This window comes from Streptomyces sp. DT224, from assembly GCF_049844595.1.
GTDB lineage: Bacteria > Actinomycetota > Actinomycetes > Streptomycetales > Streptomycetaceae > Streptomyces.
The window spans coordinates 269,804-287,540 of record NZ_JBNCLI010000009.1 but is presented as its reverse complement, the minus strand read 5'-3'; the positions used below and the strand labels follow the sequence as shown (position 1 = coordinate 287,540).

The window sequence follows — 17,737 nt, the reverse complement described above, 5'->3', positions numbered from 1 at the left end:
CTTCGGTCACCGGTCGACGCCTCCCATCACGGGGTCGATGGATGCGACGGCGACGATGACGTCGGCGACCTGGCCGCCCTCGCACATCGCCGCCATGGCCTGGAGGTTGGTGAAGGACGGGTCGCGGAAGTGGACCCGGTAGGGGCGGGTTCCGCCGTCCGAGACGACGTGCACGCCGAGTTCGCCCTTGGGGGACTCGACGGCGGTGTACGCCTGTCCGACGGGGACCCGGAAGCCCTCGGTCACCAGCTTGAAGTGGTGGATCAGGGCCTCCATGGAGGTGCCCATGATCTTCTTGATGTGGTCCAGCGAGTTGCCCAGGCCGTCCGGGCCGAGCGCGAGCTGCGCGGGCCAGGCGATCTTCTTGTCGGCGACCATGACCGGTCCGGGTTCGAGCCGGTCGATGCACTGCTCGACGATCCGCAGCGACTGGCGCATCTCCTCCAGGCGGATGAGGAAGCGACCGTAGGCGTCGCAGCTGTCGGCGGTGGGGACCTCGAAGTCGTAGGTCTCGTAGCCGCAGTACGGGTCGGTCTTGCGCAGGTCGTGCGGGAGGCCCGCCGAGCGCAGGATCGGGCCGGTGGCGCCGAGGGCCATGCAGCCGGTGAGGTCGAGGTAGCCGACGTCCTGCATGCGGGCCTTGAAGATGGGGTTGCCGGTGGCGAGCGCGTCGTACTCCGGCAGGTTCTTCTTCATGGTCTTCACGAACTCGCGCAGCTGGTCGACCGCGCCCGGGGGCAGGTCCTGGGCGAGGCCGCCGGGCCGGATGAACGCGTGGTTCATCCGGAGCCCGGTGATCAGCTCGAAGAGATCGAGCACCAGCTCCCGGTCGCGGAAGCCGTAGATCATGATCGTGGTGGCGCCGAGCTCCATGCCGCCGGTGGCGATGCACACCAGGTGCGAGGAGAGCCGGTTGAGCTCCATCAGGAGCACGCGCAGGACGGTGGCCCGGTCGGGGATCTGGTCCTCGATGCCGAGGAGCTTCTCGACTCCGAGGCAGTACGCCGTCTCGTTGAAGAACGGCGTCAGGTAGTCCATGCGCGTGACGAAGGTGGTGCCCTGCGTCCAGTTGCGGAATTCGAGGTTCTTCTCGATGCCGGTGTGGAGGTAGCCGATGCCGCAGCGGGCCTCGGTGACGGTCTCGCCGTCGATCTCCAGGATGAGCCGGAGCACGCCGTGCGTGGACGGGTGCTGCGGGCCCATGTTGACGATGATGCGCTCGTCGTCGGACGCGGCCGCGTTCTCGACGACCTCGTCCCAGTCGCCGCCGGTGACTGTATATACAGTCCCCTCGGTCGTGGCGCGAGGCGTTGCGTGGGGAGTGGTCATCAGGAGTACGACCTCCGCTGGTCCGGAGCCGGGATCTGGGCGCCCTTGTACTCGACGGGGATGCCGCCGAGCGGGTAGTCCTTGCGCTGCGGGAAGCCCTGCCAGTCGTCCGGCATCATGATCCGGGTGAGGGCGGGGTGCCCGTCGAAGACGAGCCCGAAGAAGTCGTACGCCTCGCGCTCGTGCCAGTCGTTGGTCGGGTAGACCGGGACGAGGGACGGCAGGTGCCGGTCGTCGTCCGGCGTGGAGACCTCCAGCCGGATCAGCCGGCCGTGGGTGAGCGAGCGCAGGTGGTAGACCGCGTGCAGCTCGCGGCCCTTGTCGCCGGGGAAGTGGACGCCGCAGACGCCGGTGCACAGCTCGAAGCGCAGGGCCGGGTCGTCGCGCAGGGTCCTCGCGACGGTGACCAGGTGCTCGCGGGCGATGTGGAAGGTGAGTTCGTCCCGGTCGACGACCGTCTTCTCGATGGCGTTCTCGGGGACGAGTCCCTGTTCCTCCAGGGCGCCTTCCAGTTCGTCGGCGACCTCGTCGAACCAGCCGCCGTAGGGGCGGGAGGAGGCGCCGGGGAGGGCGACGGTACGGACGAGGCCGCCGTAGCCGGAGGTGTCGCCGCCGTTGTCGGCGCCGAACATGCCCCTGCGTACGCCGATGACCTCGCCGTGCTCGTCGCGCGGGGCGGGGACGGCGGAGCCGCCCAGCTCGTCGCTCATCGCAGGAGCCCCTTCATCTCGATGAGGGGCAGGGCGTTGAGCGCCGCTTCCTCGGCCTCGCGGGCGGCTTCCTCGGCGTTGACCCCGAGCTTGGAGCCCTGGATCTTCTGGTGCAGCTTGAGGATCGCGTCCATCAGCATCTCGGGCCGCGGCGGGCAGCCCGGCAAATAAATATCAACCGGGACAATATGATCAACACCCTGAACAATGGCGTAATTGTTGAACATACCGCCCGATGACGCGCAAACGCCCATGGAGATGACCCACTTGGGGTTCGGCATCTGGTCGTAGACCTGCCGCAGGACGGGCGCCATCTTCTGGCTCACCCGCCCGGCCACGATCATCAGGTCCGCCTGCCGCGGCGAGCCGCGGAAGACCTCCATGCCGAAGCGGGCCAGGTCGTAGCGGCCCGCGCCGGTGGTCATCATCTCGATGGCGCAACAGGCGAGGCCGAAGGTCGCCGGGAAGACGGAGGACTTCCGCACCCAGCCGGCCGCCTGCTCGACGGTGGTCAGAACGAAGCCGCTCGGCAGCTTCTCTTCGAGTCCCATGGTGTGCCCCTCAGCCCCTCAGTCCCATTCCAGACCGCCGCGCCGCCACACATACGCGTAGGCGACGAAGACGGTGAGCACGAAGAGCAGCATCTCCACGAGCCCGAAGATCCCCAGGGCGTCGAAGCTGACCGCCCAGGGATAGAGGAAGACGATCTCGATGTCGAAGACGATGAAGAGCATCGCCGTCAGGTAGTACTTGATGGGAAAGCGGCCGCCTCCGGCCGGCGTGGGTGTCGGTTCGATACCGCACTCGTACGCTTCGAGCTTTGCCCGGTTGTACCGCTTGGGGCCGATAAGCGTGGCCATGACCACGGAGAAGATCGCAAACCCTGCCCCGAGGGCGCCGAGCACGAGGATGGGCGCGTAGGCATTCACGCTCCTCGCTCCTTCCAGTCGTCCTTGACCGTTGGACCGCATCGGGCGAACCGGCTCCCCGCCTCACCAAGATCGTGCACATGTGAGGCAGTTCACAAGCCCGACTGCCCCGCATCCTATGCCCGCCGTCCTGTGATCTGCGACACGGGGGTCACCAACGTCTTTGTGATCTCCACCACCTGACGAACGATCATGAAGTCGGATGAGCGGTGATCTTCGTACACGAAGCGGCCGAGTGATCACGAGAGGTGACATCTCCTACCGTTGGCGCTGGTCAAAGAGGTGTCGCACTATCAAGCCACGGCGCTGCGCGCAAAATTGGCGATGGACACGATGGGGTGATAAAGGGATCTGCCCCACTCTGGGGTCATGGCGGCCGGACGGGATGCCGGACGTGACGCCGGACGCGGGGACCGGAAAGGGGTCACTCGCGCGGGGGCTCACGCGGCACGAAGTGGACACGGACCGCCGCCGCCCGTGCCGAACCCTCGTATGCCCGTCACAGCAAGACCATGCTGTGAGCTGCATCACTTCACATCAGCCGTTATAGAAGCGGGCTTGGCCAACTGTGTGAACGGGTGGTAAGCGGCGGGCAATTCGGGCGTATTGCAGATAACCCGTGATCACAGCCATGATCACGGGTGCCCGTTTTGCCCGTTACGGCGTCAATAAAGGCCCCCAGAAAGCGGATTCACAGATTCCGGACGTAACTGTGTCGCAACACACGTTTCTTGATGGGAGCCCGCGCGCCCTGATAGCGCTAGTACCCATGTCCCACACCGCTCTCATACCCAGCCACCGGAAGCCCCGCCGGAATGCCTCGACGACGGCGCTGCGTGCCGGAGTTGCCGGTGGCGTCCTCAGCACCATCGCGGTCGCGGGTGCCGCGGGCCCGGCCCAGGCCGAACCGGTGACCCAGACGATCGAGATGCCCACCATCACGGCGGGACTCTCCACCACCGTCGCCGCCTCCGCCGAGGCGACGCAGCAGGTCGCCCTGGACCTGGAGACGCAGGCCCAGGAGGACGCGGCGGCCAGCAGCGCCGCCAAGGACGCCAAGAAGGCCAAGGCCGAGGCCGTCCGCAAGGCCGAGGCGAAGAAGAAGGCCGCCGCGGCCGCCAAGGCCAAGGCGGAGGCCGCCGAGCGCGCCTCCCGCGACGCCGCGCGCACCACGCTCCAGAAGAGCACCGGTTCCTCGTCGTCCGGCTCCACCAGCGCCGCCACGACCTCGTACTCCACCAACGCCACCGGCTCCGCGGCCTCCGTCGTCGCGTTCGCCCAGGCGCAGGTCGGCGACGCGTATGTGTCCGGCGGCACCGGCCCGAACTCGTGGGACTGCTCGGGCCTGGTCCAGGCCGCGTTCCGCACGGTGGGCGTCGACCTGCCGCGCGTCTCGCAGAGCCAGTCCACCGCCGGCACCCAGGTCTCGCTGAGCAACCTCCAGCCCGGCGACATCCTGTACTGGGGCGGCGCGGGCAGCGCGTACCACGTCGGGATCTACGTGGGCGGCGGCCAGTTCGTCGGTGCGCAGAACTCCTCGACCGGTGTGGTGCAGCGCCCGCTGGACTACGACATGCCGACCGGCGCGGTCCGCGTCCTCTGAGACATCCGCGTGTTCACGGATTCACAAGCCTGATCCGCACGTGAGGCACACGAAGGAGCCGTCACTCCCCCGCTCGGGAGTGACGGCTCCTTCGTTTGTGAACGGACGCTACGAGCGCGGCGCCACCTTCGCCAGGCCGTTGATGACGCGGTCCATCGCGTCGCCGCCCGTCGGGTCGGTGAGGTTGGCGAGCATCTTCAGCGTGAACTTCATCAGCAGCGGGTGCGTCAGGCCGCGCTGGGTCGCGACCTTCATGACCTTCGGGTTGCCGATCAGCTTCACGAAGGCGCGGCCCATCGTGTAGTAGCCCCCGTAGGTCTCCTTGAGCACCTTCGGGTAGTTGTTCAGCGCCAGCTCCCGCTGGGCCGGGGTCGCGCGGGCGTGCGCCTGGACGATGACGTCGGCCGCGATCTGACCGGACTCCATGGCGTACGCGATGCCCTCGCCGTTGAACGGGTTGACCATGCCGCCCGCGTCACCGACGAGCAGCAGGCCCTTGGTGTAGTGCGGCTGGCGGTTGAAGGCCATCGGCAGGGCGGCGCCCCGGATGGGCATCGTCATGTTCTCCGGGGTGTACCCCCAGTCCTCCGGCATGGACGCGCACCACGCCTTCAGGACCTCGCGCCAGTCCAGCTCCTTGAACGCGGACGAGGAGTTGAGGATGCCGAGGCCGACGTTGGACGTGCCGTCGCCCATGCCGAAGATCCAGCCGTAGCCGGGCAGCAGCTTCTCCTGGGGGCCGCGCCGGTCCCACAGCTCCAGCCAGGACTCCAGGTAGTCGTCGTCGTGCCGGGGCGAGGTGAAGTACGTCCGCACGGCGACGCCCATGGGGCGGTCCTCGCGGCGGTGCAGGCCCATCGCGAGGGAGAGCCGGGTGGAGTTGCCGTCGGCGGCGACCACGAGCGGGGCGTGGAAGGTGACCGGGGTCTTCTCCTCGCCGAGCTTGGCGTGCACCCCGGTGATCCGGCCGGTGCGCTCGTCGGTGACCGGGGCGCCGACGTTGCACCGCTCGTACAGCCGGGCACCGGCCTTCTGCGCGTTGCGGGCCAGCTGCTCGTCGAAGTCGTCGCGCTTGCGGACGAGTCCGTAGTCCGGGTAGGAGGCCAGATCCGGCCAGTCCAGCTGCAGCCGGACGCCGCCGCCGATGATGCGCAGGCCCTTGTTGCGCAGCCAGCCGGCCTCTTCGGAGATGTCGATGCCCATGGCCACGAGCTGCTTGGTGGCGCGCGGGGTGAGCCCGTCGCCGCAGACCTTCTCGCGCGGGAACGCGGTCTTCTCCAGGAGGAGGACGTCGAGTCCGGCCTTGGCCAGGTAGTACGCGGTCGTGGAGCCGGCGGGGCCCGCCCCGACGACGATGACGTCCGCGCTGTGTTCGGACAGGGGTTCGGTCACGGTCGGTTCTCCCGAAGACTCGAATTCGCGTGCCGCGCGGCACAGGTCCAAGGCAGTCTATGGGGGCCTGCCGATCAACCCTCCGAAGGGCTGCCTCATGTCAATCGCGCCTGCCGCTCCGCCCGTCGTACAGCTGCGTGTCCCGACCGACGAGGACGCCGTGGCCTGGCACCGGGCCTTCGCCGACCCGGAGGTGATGCGGTTCTTCGGCGGACGGCCGGAGGAGCTGTCGATGTACGAGGAGTGGACCGCGCGGCAGCGCAGACACGACGCCGAACTCGGGTACTGCCTGTGGACCGTGCTCGACGGGGAGGGGCGGGTCGTCGGCTTCACGGGCGCGCAGCCGTGGGGGCCGACCGCCTACGGCCCGGTGGGCGAGACCGAGATCGGCTGGCGGCTGGCGCGGCCGGCCTGGGGCCTGGGTTACGCGACGACCGCCGCGCGCCTCACGCTGGAGCGGGTGCGCGCGGCGGGGGTGGAACGGGTGGTGGCGGTGGTCGACGTGCTCAACGAGCGGTCGGCCGCGGTGGCCCGGCGCCTGGGCATGGAACCGGCCGAGACCTTCACGACCTCGCTGCCGGGCCAGGAGGTGCGGTGCTTCCGGCTGGAGCTGTGACGGTCAGTCCACGTCGTTGAGCATCCACGTGGACAGGGCGGTGTCGAAGACCTCGCGGGCACCGACCCAGTCCACGTCCCGCTCGGTGACGTAGACGGCGTACTCGGTGCCGTCCTCGGCGATGTAGCTCTGGTCGATCGCGTGGACCGTCTGTCCGCTCTCGTCCTCGTAGGTGTACTCCCACCGGGCGCCCGGGCGGCCCTGGAAGGTGTTGGCCGACAGCTGGACCTGCTGGTAGTTCCGCTGGTTGGCGGAGGCGGTCTTCTCCAGGGCCTTGAAGTTCTCGTACGAGGTGGAGGGGGCGTCCGCGATGACCCCCACCTTCAGCAGCCCGGTGTCGCCCGGCGACCTGGCGTAGGTGACCTGGTGGTTCTCCTCGCCCTGCCGCTCCCAGTCGTCCGGCAGGGCGAGCGAGAAGCCGGCGGTGTCGGCGACGACGCTGTAGCCGTCCGGGAAGACGAGTTCGGCCGGGTCGGTGGTGGCCTCGTCCGTCCGGTCCTGGGCGGGCGTCGCCCGGCCGCCGCCCTTGCCCTTGTCGTTGTTCTCCGAGGTCCCCGGGTCGTCGTCGTGGCGGTCCAGCAGGGCGAGGGCGCCCGCGGTGGCCCCGCCGCCGAGGATCAGGGCGGCGGTGAGCGTGGCGCCCCAGACGAGGACGGCCCGCCGGCGCCGGGGCGCGGGGGGTTGCGCGGGGGCGGCGGCTTCGGGCGCGGGGCTCCCGGGCACCGTGAACCGCGCGGGCGGGGCGTACGGCCCGGGGCCCTGCGGCCCGGGCTTCGGGGGGTACGGGCCGGGGGGCGGGGTGTGGCCGGGGGCGGGGGTGTAGGGACCCGGGTTCTGCGGGCCGTACGGGCTCGGCGGGGCCGGATACGCCGGGGAGCCGCCGCCGGGGCCCCCGCCGCCCGCCATCCGCGCCAGGTAGGGCGCGACGAGCACCGCGCCGCCGACCCACAGCAGCCCGAACAGCAGCGCGTCGGCGACGCTGGGCGAGACGTCCAGGGTGCCCGAGCCGCCGATGTCGGCGACGTTGCCGGAGAACTCGGCGGACAGGCCGCTCATCGCGGTGAGCGCGAGGAACCCGAGCAGGAACAGGCCGCCGGCGGTGACCTGTTCGCGCCGGTCGGCGGAGCGGCGCCCGGCGAGCAGCCCGACGAGGAGCGCGCAGACGAGGCCGGCGGCGAGCGCACCGACGAGCGCCCAGTCGTTGGCCGCGTCACTCAGCTCACCGAGCCCGAACGAGCCGTGGTCCATACCGGAGCCGATGATGTCCGCCTGTCCCCGCGCGTCGTACTCGACGGAGCCGCCCCAGCTCACCGAGAGCACCATCAGCGCGATGTTGGGCAGCAGCGGCAGGGCCATCAGCAGGGCGGTGCCGTTGACGTCGTCCAGGGTGGCGTAGGTGATGTAGCCGATCAGGCCGCAGAGCAGGAGGACGGCGCCGAGCGCGCGGACGGCGGTGCCGGCGGCGCGCACGAAGCTCTGCGCGCCCGGCCGCTGGGCCAGCCAGGCGGCCGCGACGTCGCGTTGCAGAACGGCGCAGGTGGTGACGAGCGCGATGCCGAGGGCGCCGAGGGCCGCCAGGACCGGCGAGGAGTGGAGCGAGTAGCCCTCGATCTCGGGCTGGGCGTAGAGCCCGAGGACCAGGACCGCGGCGGTGGCCACGACGCTGATCCGGACCGCCGCGTCGAGGCCGCCGCCCTGCCGGCGGACGGCCCGGGCGCCGAGGACGAGGGCGCCGATCCACAGCACGGTGACGGTGAGCGGGATCAGGGAGAGCGTCGTCTGGCTCTGCCCGCCCGGATCGAAGTCGCTGTACGTGTTCCCGTACGGCGAAGCACCCCCGTATCCGCCTCCGCCCGGCATGACGGCCCGGACCTCGAAACCGCCGCCGAACGCCTGGAGCAGCATCGCGAGCGCGATCCGCAGCCGGTCGCTCCACCCGACGACGACGTCGTCCCCCTGCCCGTAGTCCGGGATGGCGAGCGCCACGGCGAGCCCGACGATCAGCCCGGTCGGCCAGAGGGCCGCCTTGAGCGAGCCCGCCCAGTCCCCGCGCATCACCCGCCCGAAGAAGATCCCGGCCGGCGAGGGCCCGGCCGGGACCGGTGCGTACCCGGGCGGCGGGGCGGCGGGCCGCGTCATGTAGGCCGGCACCGCGGGCGGCTCGACGGGCGGCGTCCCGGCCGGCGGTGGCGGGGCGGCGGGCCGAGGAGGCGCGGCGGGCGCGGCGGGGCGTTCCCGCCCGCACTTCATGCAGAAGCGCGCCTCGTCGGGCGCCTGGGTTCCACAGAACGGGCAGTACGAGGGCATGAGAGCTCCGCAGCGGGCCGGGGACGGGCGAGACCGTGACACACGGAAACGGGGAAGACGCGTGCCGTATCAACGGACACATCTTCCCCGCCCACCGGTTCCCGTCAACTCGGAATCCCGCCAACCGCTTTCGCGGACGCGCGGTTCCCGTCCGGAGCCCGCCGCAGACGTCAGTGGCGCACACCCCGGTGCAGGGCCACCACGCCGCCCGTGAGGTTGCGCCAGGCGACCTCGGACCAGCCGGCGGCCTGGAGCTTCTTCGCCAGGCCGGACTGGTCGGGCCAGGCGCGGATGGACTCGGCGAGGTAGACGTAGGCGTCCGGGTTGGAGGAGACCGCGCGGGCCACCGGGGGCAGGGCGCGCATCAGGTATTCGATGTAGACCGTGCGGAACGGGGTCCAGACGGGCTGGGAGAACTCGCAGATGACGACCCGGCCCCCCGGCTTGGTGACCCGGTACAGCTCGCGCAGGGCCGTGTCCGTGTCCTGGACGTTGCGCAGGCCGAAGGAGATGGTCACCGCGTCGAAGGTCTCGTCGCGGAAGGGGAGTTTCGTGGCGTCCCCGGCGGTGAAGGGCAGCCAGGCGTGGCGCTTCTTGCCCTCGCGGAGCATGCCGATGGAGAAGTCGCACGGCACGACGTACGCCCCGGTCGCGGCGAACGGCAGCGAGGACGTCGCCGTGCCGGCCGCCAGGTCGAGGACCTTCTCGGCGGGCCGGGCGTTCACCGCCCTGGCGACCTCCTTGCGCCACAGCCGGTCCTGGCCGAGCGAGAGCACGTCGTTGGTCAGGTCGTAGTTCGCCGCCACGCCGTCGAACATCGAGGCGACTTCGTGCGGCTGCTTGTCCAGGGAGGCTCGGGTCACGCATCCCATTCAAGCAGCCCGGTCCCCGGCGGCTCGCGGCGGACGCCCCCGGCGGAAATCGGCTTCAACCTTTTCCGCCCGGCGGCACTCAGTAGTCACGGAGAGACCTTCGAGGAGAACAGGGAAGGGGGCAGATGTTCACGGGAGCGAGCCGGGGTGCCGACGGCTTCGAGGAATTCGCCCGCGCCGGTCAGCACCGGCTCTACCGCACCGCCTATCTGCTCTGCGGTGACGCCGACGCCGCGCGCGACCTGACCCAGACGACGCTGGCCAAGCTGTTCCAGCACTGGCACCGGGCGGGCGCCGCCGACCATCCGGACGCCTACGCCCGGACCGTGCTCACCCGCACCTACATCGCCGAGCGGCGCCGCCGGCTGCGCGACCTCCTCGCCCACACGCCGATCGCCGCGCCCGCCCCGGTGGTGGGCCCCGAGCTCACCGTCACGCTGCTCGCCGCCCTCGCCGAACTGCCGCCCCGTGCCCGGGCGATGGTCGTCCTGCGCTACTGGGAGGACCTGAGCGTGGAGACCGTCGCGGGGCTGCTGCGGTGCAGCCCGTCCACCGTCAAGAGCCAGTGCTCGCGCTCGCTGGCCACGCTGCGCGCCCGCCTGGGCGACGCCCACCTCTACACCGCCAGAAGCTGAGGAGTTACGCCGTGTACGTGTTCATGGACCCCGCTCCGGGCGACGAGCCCGTCCGGGACGACGAGGAGCTGCTGGTCCGGACCGCCATGGAGCGGGCCACCGACGGGGCGCCGCCGCTGCCCGATCTCGTCCCCGGCGCCCTGGTCCAGGGCCACCGCCGACGCGTCCGGGCCCGCGCCGCCATGGGTGCGGCGGCGGCCGCGGTCGTCGGCCTGGGGGTCCTCGGCGCCGCCCTGCCGGTGTGGAACGGGGGCGGGGAGCCGGTGCGCCAGTGGTCGGCCGCCTCGCAGACCTCGCCGACCCCGGACCCCACGTTCACGGCCGTCCCGGTCCGTCCCCCCGTACACATCGAGCCGAGCGCCGGCGAGACCTCCATGGCGGACCTGCCGGACGACGAGCGGTCACGGCAGCAGGTCTTCCAGAACGAGGCGGCGGGGGTGCTGGAAACGCTGCTGCCCAAGGCGCTCGCCCCGGTCCGTCCGGTCGACATCGCCGTCAACCGGTACCAGGGCGGGGCGGAAAGCCCCGTCTTCCCCCTCACCTTCTCGGTCCGCCCGCTGGCCACCGGCAAGGCGGCCCGGGCGGACCGCGCCTGCCTCGATGTCGCGGTGAAGCACCTCCGGTGCGACGAGGTGTCACTGCCAGGGGGCATCATGGCCCAGGCGATCACTGCGGCCGGGAACGCCGAGGGGGGAAAGACGATCACTGGGGTCACCGTGCGTTTCAGGTACGGGCACAGCCGCGTCACGCTCGCCGTGGGGGGCGACACCGACGCGATGGTGTCGGCCCCGGTCACCGCCGACGACCTGCTGGCCGTCGCCCGGGACGCGCAGTTCATCGAAATGGTCGCGTACGCGGACGAACGTCCGATGGAATCGAAGGAGGGCTCTGTCCGTGGGGGCTGAGAGCAGGCGGGGACGACATGGCGGAGGCGGGCGCCGGCGCGCGAGACGGGCGCGGCGCAGCCGCGTACGGATAGGGGCCGCCGTCGCCGTACCGGCGGCGCTGATCGGCGTGGTGGTGGTCCTCGCGCCCCGCTGGGCGGGCGGTGACGGGGCCCCGGCGTCCGCCGCCGCACGTACCCCCTCGGCCTCCGCCGCGTCCCCCGCCTCGCCCACGCCCGCCGCGAAGCCCAGCCGGAGCCCGAAGCCGTCCCGCTCCCCGTCCGCCTCCCCTTCTCCCTCCCCCAGCCCCACCCGCGTACGCGTCCCCGCCTCCGGCCCCGGCACCTTCACGGTCGCCCGCGCCGACACGTCGTCCTCCGGGCAGTACGCGTACCGCGTCGAAGTCGAGGACGGCTCGGGCGTCGCCCCGGAGGAGGCCGCCGACCGGATCGCCGACATCCTCGCCGCGCCGCGCGGCTGGGGGGAGGGCGGGAAGCGCACGTTCCACCGGGTGGCCTCGGGCCCGGCCGGACTGGTCGTCCGCATCGCGACGGCGGCCACGACGGACCGGATCTGCGGGCAGGGCGGGATGAACACGCACGGCGAGGTGAACTGCCGGATCGGCGAGAAGGTGATGGTCAACCTCAAGCGCTGGCAGACCGGTTCGCCCGAGTTCGACGGCCCGCTGAACGACTACCGCGCCCTGATCATCAACCACGAGGTCGGCCACTGGCTCGGCCACGGCCACGAGACCTGCCCCGGCAAGGGCCGCCCCGCGCCCGCGATGATGCAGCAGATCTACGGGCTCAAGGGGTGTGTCGCCAACGCCTGGCCGTACGCCGAGAACGGGGCGTACCTGGGCGGCCCCTCAGTGCCGTAACGATTCTCCGGGCGGCCTCACCACGACTCCATAGGGATGTGGACTGAACCAATCGCCTCGATCACCGGTCCTACAGCGGGGGACGGATCACCGATCGCTGGGGAGGGTTACGGATGCCCGGAAGGAAAGGGCGCCGGCGGGAGAGCGGCCGGAGCAGGCTGCTCACGCTGGCCGTCGTCCCCGTCGTACTCGCGGCCGCCGCCGTCGTCGGCCTCCGCTGGAACGACGCGCGCGGGCCGGCACCCGCCGCCTTCACCGTGGCCCGCGCCGCCGCCACCGACGGCGGGGCGGGGAGCGCCTACCGGGTGGAGGTGGAGGAGGGATCCGGGCTCGACGCGGACCAGGCCGCCGCCGTCGTCGCCCGCATCCTGGCCGCGCCCCGGGGCTGGGCGCACCACGGGCAGCACCGGTTCCGCCAGGTGGCGAAGGGCCCGGCGGGGCTGGTCATACGGATCGCCACGCCGGAGACCACCGACCGCGTCTGCGGCGAGAGCGGGCTCGACACGCACGGCGAGGTGAACTGCCGGGTCGGTACGGTCGTGATGGTCAACCTGAAGCGCTGGCAGACGGGTTCGCCCGAGTTCGACGGCCCGCTGGCCGAGTACCGGGCCCTGATCATCAACCACGAGGTCGGCCACTGGCTCGGACACGGCCACGAGACCTGCCCCGGCAAGGGCCGCCCCGCGCCCGCGATGATGCAGCAGATCTACGGCCTGAAGGGCTGCGTCGCCAATGCGTGGCCGTACGACTCCGAGGGGCACTACCTGGGCGGGCCTTCGGTCCCCTGACGCACGGCCGGGCGCCGCCGGCCCCGGGGCGGTACGTCACCGCCGCCGGTGCACCAGTCGACCGGCCAGCACGGTCGCCACGCACACGCCGTCCGCGTCGATCACGGCCAGATCCGCCCGGCCGCCCACCGTCAGGGCCGGACGGTGGCCGGCGGCCACCCGGACGAGGCCGCTCCGGTCGACCGCGGCGCGTGCGGCCGGGTCCGTCAGGTCGTCGACGACGGCGGTGACCCCGTCGCCCAGCAGCGTGTGGATGCCGCGCCGCAGGGATTCGCCCCGGTCGTCCGGACGTTCCGGCAGATACGCGTCCGGGTGGAAGGTGTCCTCCAGCAGGGCCCGCACCCCGTGCCGCACCCGGCCGGGCAGGATCTCGCCGGGCCAGCTCCGTACCCGGGCGGACGGATGCGCGGCGGACAGGTCCTCGTACCCGCCGACGGCCGCGACCAGCCGGCCCTCGACGAGGACGGCGGGGCCGGTCGCGGCCGTGTGGAGGGTGAGCATCGGCAGGCTAGTTGGCGCCGAGGAGCTTGAGCTCCGGGTGCGCGGTGCCGCCCTCGATCGCGACGGACGAGATGTGCGAGACGACGCGCTCGTCGACCGGGTCCTTCGCCGGGTCCTCGTGCACGACGAGGTGTTCGTACGTCGTGGAGCGCTGGGCCGGGACCCGGTCGGCCTTGCGGATGAGGTCGATGATCTCCATCCGGTTGGAGCGGTGCTTGGCACCGGCCGACGAGACGACGTTCTCCTCCAGCATGATCGAGCCCAGGTCGTCCGCGCCGTAGTGCAGCGACAGCTGGCCGACCTCCTTGCCGGTGGTCAGCCAGGAACCCTGGATGTGCGCGACGTTGTCCAGGAAGAGCCGGGCGATGGCGATCATCCGCAGGTACTCGAAGAGCGTGGCCTGCGTCTGCCCCTTCAGCTTGTTGTTCTCCGGCTGGTATGTGTACGGGATGAACGCCCGGAAGCCGCCGGTGCGGTCCTGCACGTCACGGATCATGCGCAGGTGCTCGATGCGCTCGGCGTTCGTCTCGCCCGTGCCCATCAGCATGGTCGAGGTGGACTCGACACCGAGGCCGTGCGCGATCTCCATGATCTCCAGCCAGCGCTCGCCGGACTCCTTGAGCGGGGCGATGGCGGTGCGCGGCCGGGCCGGCAGCAGCTCGGCGCCGGCGCCGGCGAAGGAGTCGAGACCGGCGGCGTGGATCCGGCTGATGGCCTCCTCGGCGGAGACCTTCGAGATCCGCGCCATGTGCTCGATCTCGGAGGCGCCGAGCGAGTGGATCACCAGCTGCGGGAACGCCTTCTTGATGGCCGAGAAGTGCTCCTCGTAGTACTCCACGCCGTAGTCCGGGTGGTGTCCGCCCTGGAACATGATCTGCGTGCCGCCCAGCTCGACGGTCTCCGCGCAGCGGCGCAGGATGTCGTCCAGGTCCCGGGACCAGCCCTTGGCGGTGTCCTTCGGCGCGGCGTAGAAGGCGCAGAACTTGCACGCCGTCACGCACACGTTGGTGTAGTTGATGTTGCGCTCGATGATGTACGTCGCGATGTGCTCCGTACCGGCGTACCGGCGGCGGCGCACGGCGTCGGCCGCGGCGCCCAGGGCGTGCAGCGGGGCCGACCGGTAGAGGTCGAGCGCCTCCTCCGGAGTGATCCGGCCGCCTTCGGCGGCTCGGTCGAGGATGGGCTGGAGGTCGGCCTTCTCGGTCACCGGGCTGTCACCTTTCGGCGGTTTTTCAACGGATCTACGGACCGGTTCAGCGTACGCCAGGGGGGTCGGGCGTCAGCCGTCGGACCGGGTGAGCGTGCCGTACGGCTGTCCCGCGCCCTCCTCGTCGGAGCGGAAGCGGAGGGTGCCCTGGGAGGTGCGGGTGAAGTGGAGGCCGGCGGGCGCGGTGGTGCAGACACCGGCCGTGCTGGGGCGGTCGCGGTCGGCGTGTTCGCGCAGCTTCAGCTCCTCCGCGGTGGCCGAGGTGAGCGTGCCGATGCTGTGGCACGTGAAGTCGACGCCGAGCGAGGAGACCGTCGTGGTCAGCCGGACCACGTCCGTGCCTTCGCGGCCCTTGGTGAAGACCGCGGTGAGCGTGCCGTGCGGCAGGCCGGAGTTCTTCTCGGTGAGCGTGCCCTTCCAGGTCCCGACGAACGCCTCGGGCACCTCGGCGGTCCCGCCGGAGGTGGCGGACGGGGCGGACGGGCTGCCGCTCACGTCGCCTTGCCCGACGCTGCCGCTGTCACCGCCCCCGGCCGGCAGCAGGTCCAGGAGGAAGGCGCTGCCCACCGTCACCGCGGCCAGCGCCCCGGCCACCGCGAGCGCGAGCGTGCAGCTCACCCGTCGGCGCCCCGCCCCGTCCCTGCCCGCCGACGCGCCGAGGGCCGGGCCCCGCCCGCCGGTCCGCTGCCCGGGCACGCCGTCCGCCCCGGCGGTCGGGGCGTGCGGCGGGTCGACCGGCGGGCCGAAGACACCCAGCGCGGCGCCCGGACCGCCCGAAGCCGCACCTCCGGGCGCGGGTTCGCCCGCCACCGCCCCGAACGACGGGTTGCTGAACGGCACCGGCCCCGACTGCACCGGGGCCTCCTGCGGTTCCAGGTCCAGCAGCGCCACCACCGACCGGCTGACCTCGCGGACCAGCCGCCCGGGCAGCCAGCCCGCCGCGACCGCCGCCGCCGCGCCGCCCGGCAGCAGCCGGCGGGCCAGCTCGTCCGGGGTCGGCCGCCGCTCCGGGTCCTTGGCCAGGCAGGCGGCGATGGTCTCGCGGAACTCGCCCTCCAGCTCGCCCAGCTCCGGTTCCTCGTGGACGACCTTGTAGAGCAGGACGGCCGAGGAGTCGCCGAGGAAGGGCGCGGTGCCGGTCGCCGCGTACGCCAGGACCGCCCCCAGCGAGAAGACGTCGGCCGCGCCCGACATCCCGCCACCCCGGATCTGCTCCGGCGCCATGTAGCCGGGCGAGCCGACCGAGACCCCGGTGGAGGTGAGGGAGGTGGTCGCGTCGATGGCCCGGGCGATGCCGAAGTCGATCAGGCGGGGGCCGTCCAGGGCGAGCAGGACGTTGGACGGCTTCACGTCCCGGTGGATCAGGCCCCGCTCGTGCACCGCGGCCAGCGCCTCGCCGAGCCCGGCGCCCAGCACCCGGACCGCGTGCTCGGGCAGCGGGCCGTGCTCGGTGACGGCCGCGGAGAGCGGGGGCCCGGCCACGTAACCGGTGGCGATCCAGGGGACCGGGGCGTCCGGGTCGGCGTCCAGGACGGGCGCGGTCCACTCGGCGCCGATCCGCCGGGCCGCCTCCACCTCGCGCCGGAACCGGGCGCGGAACTGCTCGTCGAGCGCGAAGTGGGGGTGGACGACCTTGACGGCGACGGTGCGGCCGCCGGCGCTGCGCCCGAGGTACACGCGGCCCATGCCGCCGGCGCCCAGTCTGCCGAGCAGCCGGTAGGAGCCGATACTGCGCGGTTCCCCGGCTTCCAGCGGCTGCATATTAAGGACTCCCCCTGTGGACCGGCCGGACCTCCGACCGAAGCCTAGTTCGTGGCCGCGAAGTCTCGTCCGGTCACGGGAGAAACCATCCGCCGATTTCGCCCCCAAGGGAACGAACGACGTCATTCACCGCGATAAAAGGCGTGAATGCGCCGGTCTCCGCCGATGACCGATTGCGCAATCCGCCATTCATCGCATGTTCAACGAAATCGAAAATGCCATTCCCCGGCGGCGGGATGTTCTCATCCGCCGAGGAGCTCCACCTTCACGTCCGCCGGGAAGCCCGCGACGTCGCCGGTGCGGCGGGCGAACTCCTCGACGCCCGCCAGCTGGTCCGGGCCGAAGCGGAAGTCGAGCGTCGTGAAGTAGCGCTCCAGGACCTCCGCGTCGAACGCCTCCCAGCGCGCCGCCTGCTCGGCGACCTTGGTGACCTCCTCCAGGGACAGGTCACGGGAGGCCAGGAACGCCTCGTGCACCTGCTTGACCGCGGCCGGCTCGGCGGCCAGGTAGTCCTTGCGGGCGGCCCAGACGGCGAAGACGAACGGCAGGCCCGTCCACTCCTTCCACATCGCGCCCAGGTCGTGGACCTGGAGCCCGAGGCGGGGCGCGTCGTGCAGGTTGGCGCGGAGGGCCGCGTCGCCGATGAGGACGGCGGCGTCCGCCTCCTGCATCATCAGGCCCAGGTCCGGCGGGCAGGTGTAGTAGTCGGGGGTGACGCCGTAGCGCTCGGCGAGCAGCAGCCGCGCCAGCCGAACGGACGTCCGGGAGGTCGAGCCGAGCGCGACGCGGGCGCGGTCCAGGTCCTCCAGGGGCCGCTGCGAGACGATCACGCACGACATGACGGGGCCGTCGCAGCCGACCGCGATGTCGGGGAAGGCGACCAGGTCGTCCGCGTTGCGCAGGAACTCGACCAGGGTGACGGGGGCGATGTCCAGATCGCCCCTGACCAGTTGCTCGCTGAGCTTCTCCGGGGTGTCCTTCGACAGCTCCAGGTCGAGCAGGGTTCCGGTCCGTGCCAGCCCCCAGTAGAGGGGAAGGCAGTTGAGGAACTGGATGTGGCCGACGCGCGGCCGGGGGCGACGGTCGTCGCCCGCGACGTTTGAAACGGTTGAATTGTCCACATCGCGAGGCTAGACCCGTCCCGCGCGGGCCGCCCCACCGGGGGCGGCGGCGCACGGGAAGGCCCTCTCTGATGGCTCATCCGGGCGGCTGTCAAACGTCCGGGTGAAGTGATCTTTCCCTCTACCCCTGGGGACAGGCTGCGTGCTAGGCTCGAAGGCAAGTTGCAGTTTGGTTTCCCTTGCAGTACAGAGCCTGCGGAGC

General features: G+C 71.7%; 17 protein-coding genes. 6 read left to right on the top strand and 11 right to left on the bottom strand.

The window, feature by feature from the left end; translation table 11 throughout:
• Nucleotides 1–6: 6 nt before the first annotated feature.
• Genes ACLQ2N_RS23930 through ACLQ2N_RS23915 form a run of 4 tightly spaced genes read right to left on the bottom strand, consistent with a single transcriptional unit; the run spans nucleotide 7 to nucleotide 2,968 of the window.
• Complete coding sequence (locus tag ACLQ2N_RS23930; RefSeq protein ID WP_425816183.1) at nucleotides 7–1,329, bottom strand: NADH-quinone oxidoreductase subunit D; 1,323 nt, start codon at nucleotides 1,327–1,329, stop codon at nucleotides 7–9.
• Nucleotides 1,329–2,039 (bottom strand): NADH-quinone oxidoreductase subunit C, encoded by a 711-nt coding sequence (locus ACLQ2N_RS23925; RefSeq protein WP_425816182.1) that lies wholly within the window; start codon nucleotides 2,037–2,039, stop codon nucleotides 1,329–1,331. Before ACLQ2N_RS23925 ends, ACLQ2N_RS23930 begins: the two co-directional genes overlap by 1 nt.
• Entirely contained in the window at nucleotides 2,036–2,590 is a 555-nt protein-coding gene (locus ACLQ2N_RS23920; protein ID WP_073964532.1) for a NuoB/complex I 20 kDa subunit family protein, read from the bottom strand. The genes ACLQ2N_RS23925 and ACLQ2N_RS23920 overlap by 4 nt, the downstream gene beginning before the upstream one ends.
• Nucleotides 2,591–2,608: 18 nt before the next feature.
• The gene (locus ACLQ2N_RS23915) at nucleotides 2,609–2,968 is read right to left on the bottom strand and encodes an NADH-quinone oxidoreductase subunit A (RefSeq protein ID WP_003967084.1); all 360 of its coding nucleotides are present in this window, start codon (nucleotides 2,966–2,968) and stop codon (nucleotides 2,609–2,611) included.
• A 769-nt stretch (nucleotides 2,969–3,737) separates the two neighbouring features.
• Here ACLQ2N_RS23915 and ACLQ2N_RS23910 point away from each other — a divergent pair.
• Nucleotides 3,738–4,571: a C40 family peptidase gene (locus tag ACLQ2N_RS23910; RefSeq protein ID WP_425816181.1), complete on the top strand. Its 834-nt coding sequence runs from the start codon at nucleotides 3,738–3,740 to the stop codon at nucleotides 4,569–4,571.
• A 108-nt stretch (nucleotides 4,572–4,679) separates the two neighbouring features.
• Here the strand turns inward: ACLQ2N_RS23910 and ACLQ2N_RS23905 are convergent, their stop codons facing one another.
• A complete protein-coding gene (locus ACLQ2N_RS23905) occupies nucleotides 4,680–5,963 on the bottom strand; it encodes a geranylgeranyl reductase family protein (RefSeq protein ID WP_383297847.1) in 1,284 nt (427 codons plus the stop codon).
• 97 nt (nucleotides 5,964–6,060) lie between these two features.
• On the opposite strand from ACLQ2N_RS23905, the gene ACLQ2N_RS23900 reads away from it, so the two are divergent.
• Complete coding sequence (locus tag ACLQ2N_RS23900) at nucleotides 6,061–6,579, top strand: GNAT family N-acetyltransferase (protein WP_425816180.1); 519 nt, start codon at nucleotides 6,061–6,063, stop codon at nucleotides 6,577–6,579.
• 3 nt (nucleotides 6,580–6,582) lie between these two features.
• Here ACLQ2N_RS23900 and ACLQ2N_RS23895 read toward each other — a convergent pair whose 3' ends face one another.
• Both ACLQ2N_RS23895 and ACLQ2N_RS23890 read right to left on the bottom strand, forming a co-directional pair.
• The gene (locus ACLQ2N_RS23895; protein ID WP_425816179.1) at nucleotides 6,583–8,886 is read right to left on the bottom strand and encodes a zinc-ribbon domain-containing protein; all 2,304 of its coding nucleotides are present in this window, start codon (nucleotides 8,884–8,886) and stop codon (nucleotides 6,583–6,585) included.
• 170 nt (nucleotides 8,887–9,056) lie between these two features.
• Nucleotides 9,057–9,749: a demethylmenaquinone methyltransferase gene (locus ACLQ2N_RS23890; protein WP_425816178.1), complete on the bottom strand. Its 693-nt coding sequence runs from the start codon at nucleotides 9,747–9,749 to the stop codon at nucleotides 9,057–9,059.
• A 134-nt stretch (nucleotides 9,750–9,883) separates the two neighbouring features.
• Here ACLQ2N_RS23890 and ACLQ2N_RS23885 point away from each other — a divergent pair, with 134 nt between their 5' ends.
• The 4 genes from ACLQ2N_RS23885 to ACLQ2N_RS23870 all read left to right on the top strand — a co-directional run bounded on the left by ACLQ2N_RS23885 (nucleotide 9,884) and on the right by ACLQ2N_RS23870 (nucleotide 12,945).
• Nucleotides 9,884–10,393 carry a SigE family RNA polymerase sigma factor gene (locus ACLQ2N_RS23885; RefSeq protein WP_425816177.1) on the top strand — a complete coding sequence of 170 codons (510 nt, stop codon included), beginning with the start codon at nucleotides 9,884–9,886 and terminating at the stop codon, nucleotides 10,391–10,393.
• An 11-nt stretch (nucleotides 10,394–10,404) separates the two neighbouring features.
• Nucleotides 10,405–11,298, top strand: a complete 894-nt coding sequence (locus ACLQ2N_RS23880) for a hypothetical protein (protein WP_425816176.1) — start codon at nucleotides 10,405–10,407, stop codon at nucleotides 11,296–11,298.
• 112 nt (nucleotides 11,299–11,410) lie between these two features.
• A complete protein-coding gene (locus tag ACLQ2N_RS23875; protein WP_425816285.1) occupies nucleotides 11,411–12,157 on the top strand; it encodes a DUF3152 domain-containing protein in 747 nt (248 codons plus the stop codon).
• A gap of 113 nt (nucleotides 12,158–12,270) precedes the next feature.
• The gene (locus ACLQ2N_RS23870) at nucleotides 12,271–12,945 is read left to right on the top strand and encodes a DUF3152 domain-containing protein (RefSeq protein WP_425816175.1); all 675 of its coding nucleotides are present in this window, start codon (nucleotides 12,271–12,273) and stop codon (nucleotides 12,943–12,945) included.
• 36 nt (nucleotides 12,946–12,981) lie between these two features.
• Here ACLQ2N_RS23870 and ACLQ2N_RS23865 read toward each other — a convergent pair whose 3' ends face one another.
• The 4 genes from ACLQ2N_RS23865 to ACLQ2N_RS23850 all read right to left on the bottom strand — a co-directional run bounded on the left by ACLQ2N_RS23865 (nucleotide 12,982) and on the right by ACLQ2N_RS23850 (nucleotide 17,535).
• Nucleotides 12,982–13,446 carry an imidazolonepropionase-like domain-containing protein gene (locus tag ACLQ2N_RS23865; RefSeq protein ID WP_425816174.1) on the bottom strand — a complete coding sequence of 155 codons (465 nt, stop codon included), beginning with the start codon at nucleotides 13,444–13,446 and terminating at the stop codon, nucleotides 12,982–12,984.
• A gap of 7 nt (nucleotides 13,447–13,453) precedes the next feature.
• Nucleotides 13,454–14,653, bottom strand: a complete 1,200-nt coding sequence (gene mqnC, locus ACLQ2N_RS23860) for a cyclic dehypoxanthinyl futalosine synthase (RefSeq protein ID WP_425816173.1) — start codon at nucleotides 14,651–14,653, stop codon at nucleotides 13,454–13,456.
• A gap of 72 nt (nucleotides 14,654–14,725) precedes the next feature.
• A complete protein-coding gene (locus tag ACLQ2N_RS23855) occupies nucleotides 14,726–16,414 on the bottom strand; it encodes a serine/threonine-protein kinase (protein ID WP_425816172.1) in 1,689 nt (562 codons plus the stop codon).
• Between the two features lie 242 nt (nucleotides 16,415–16,656).
• Nucleotides 16,657–17,535 carry a menaquinone biosynthetic enzyme MqnA/MqnD family protein gene (locus tag ACLQ2N_RS23850; RefSeq protein ID WP_425816171.1) on the bottom strand — a complete coding sequence of 293 codons (879 nt, stop codon included), beginning with the start codon at nucleotides 17,533–17,535 and terminating at the stop codon, nucleotides 16,657–16,659.
• Between the last annotated feature and the right edge of the window lie 202 nt (nucleotides 17,536–17,737).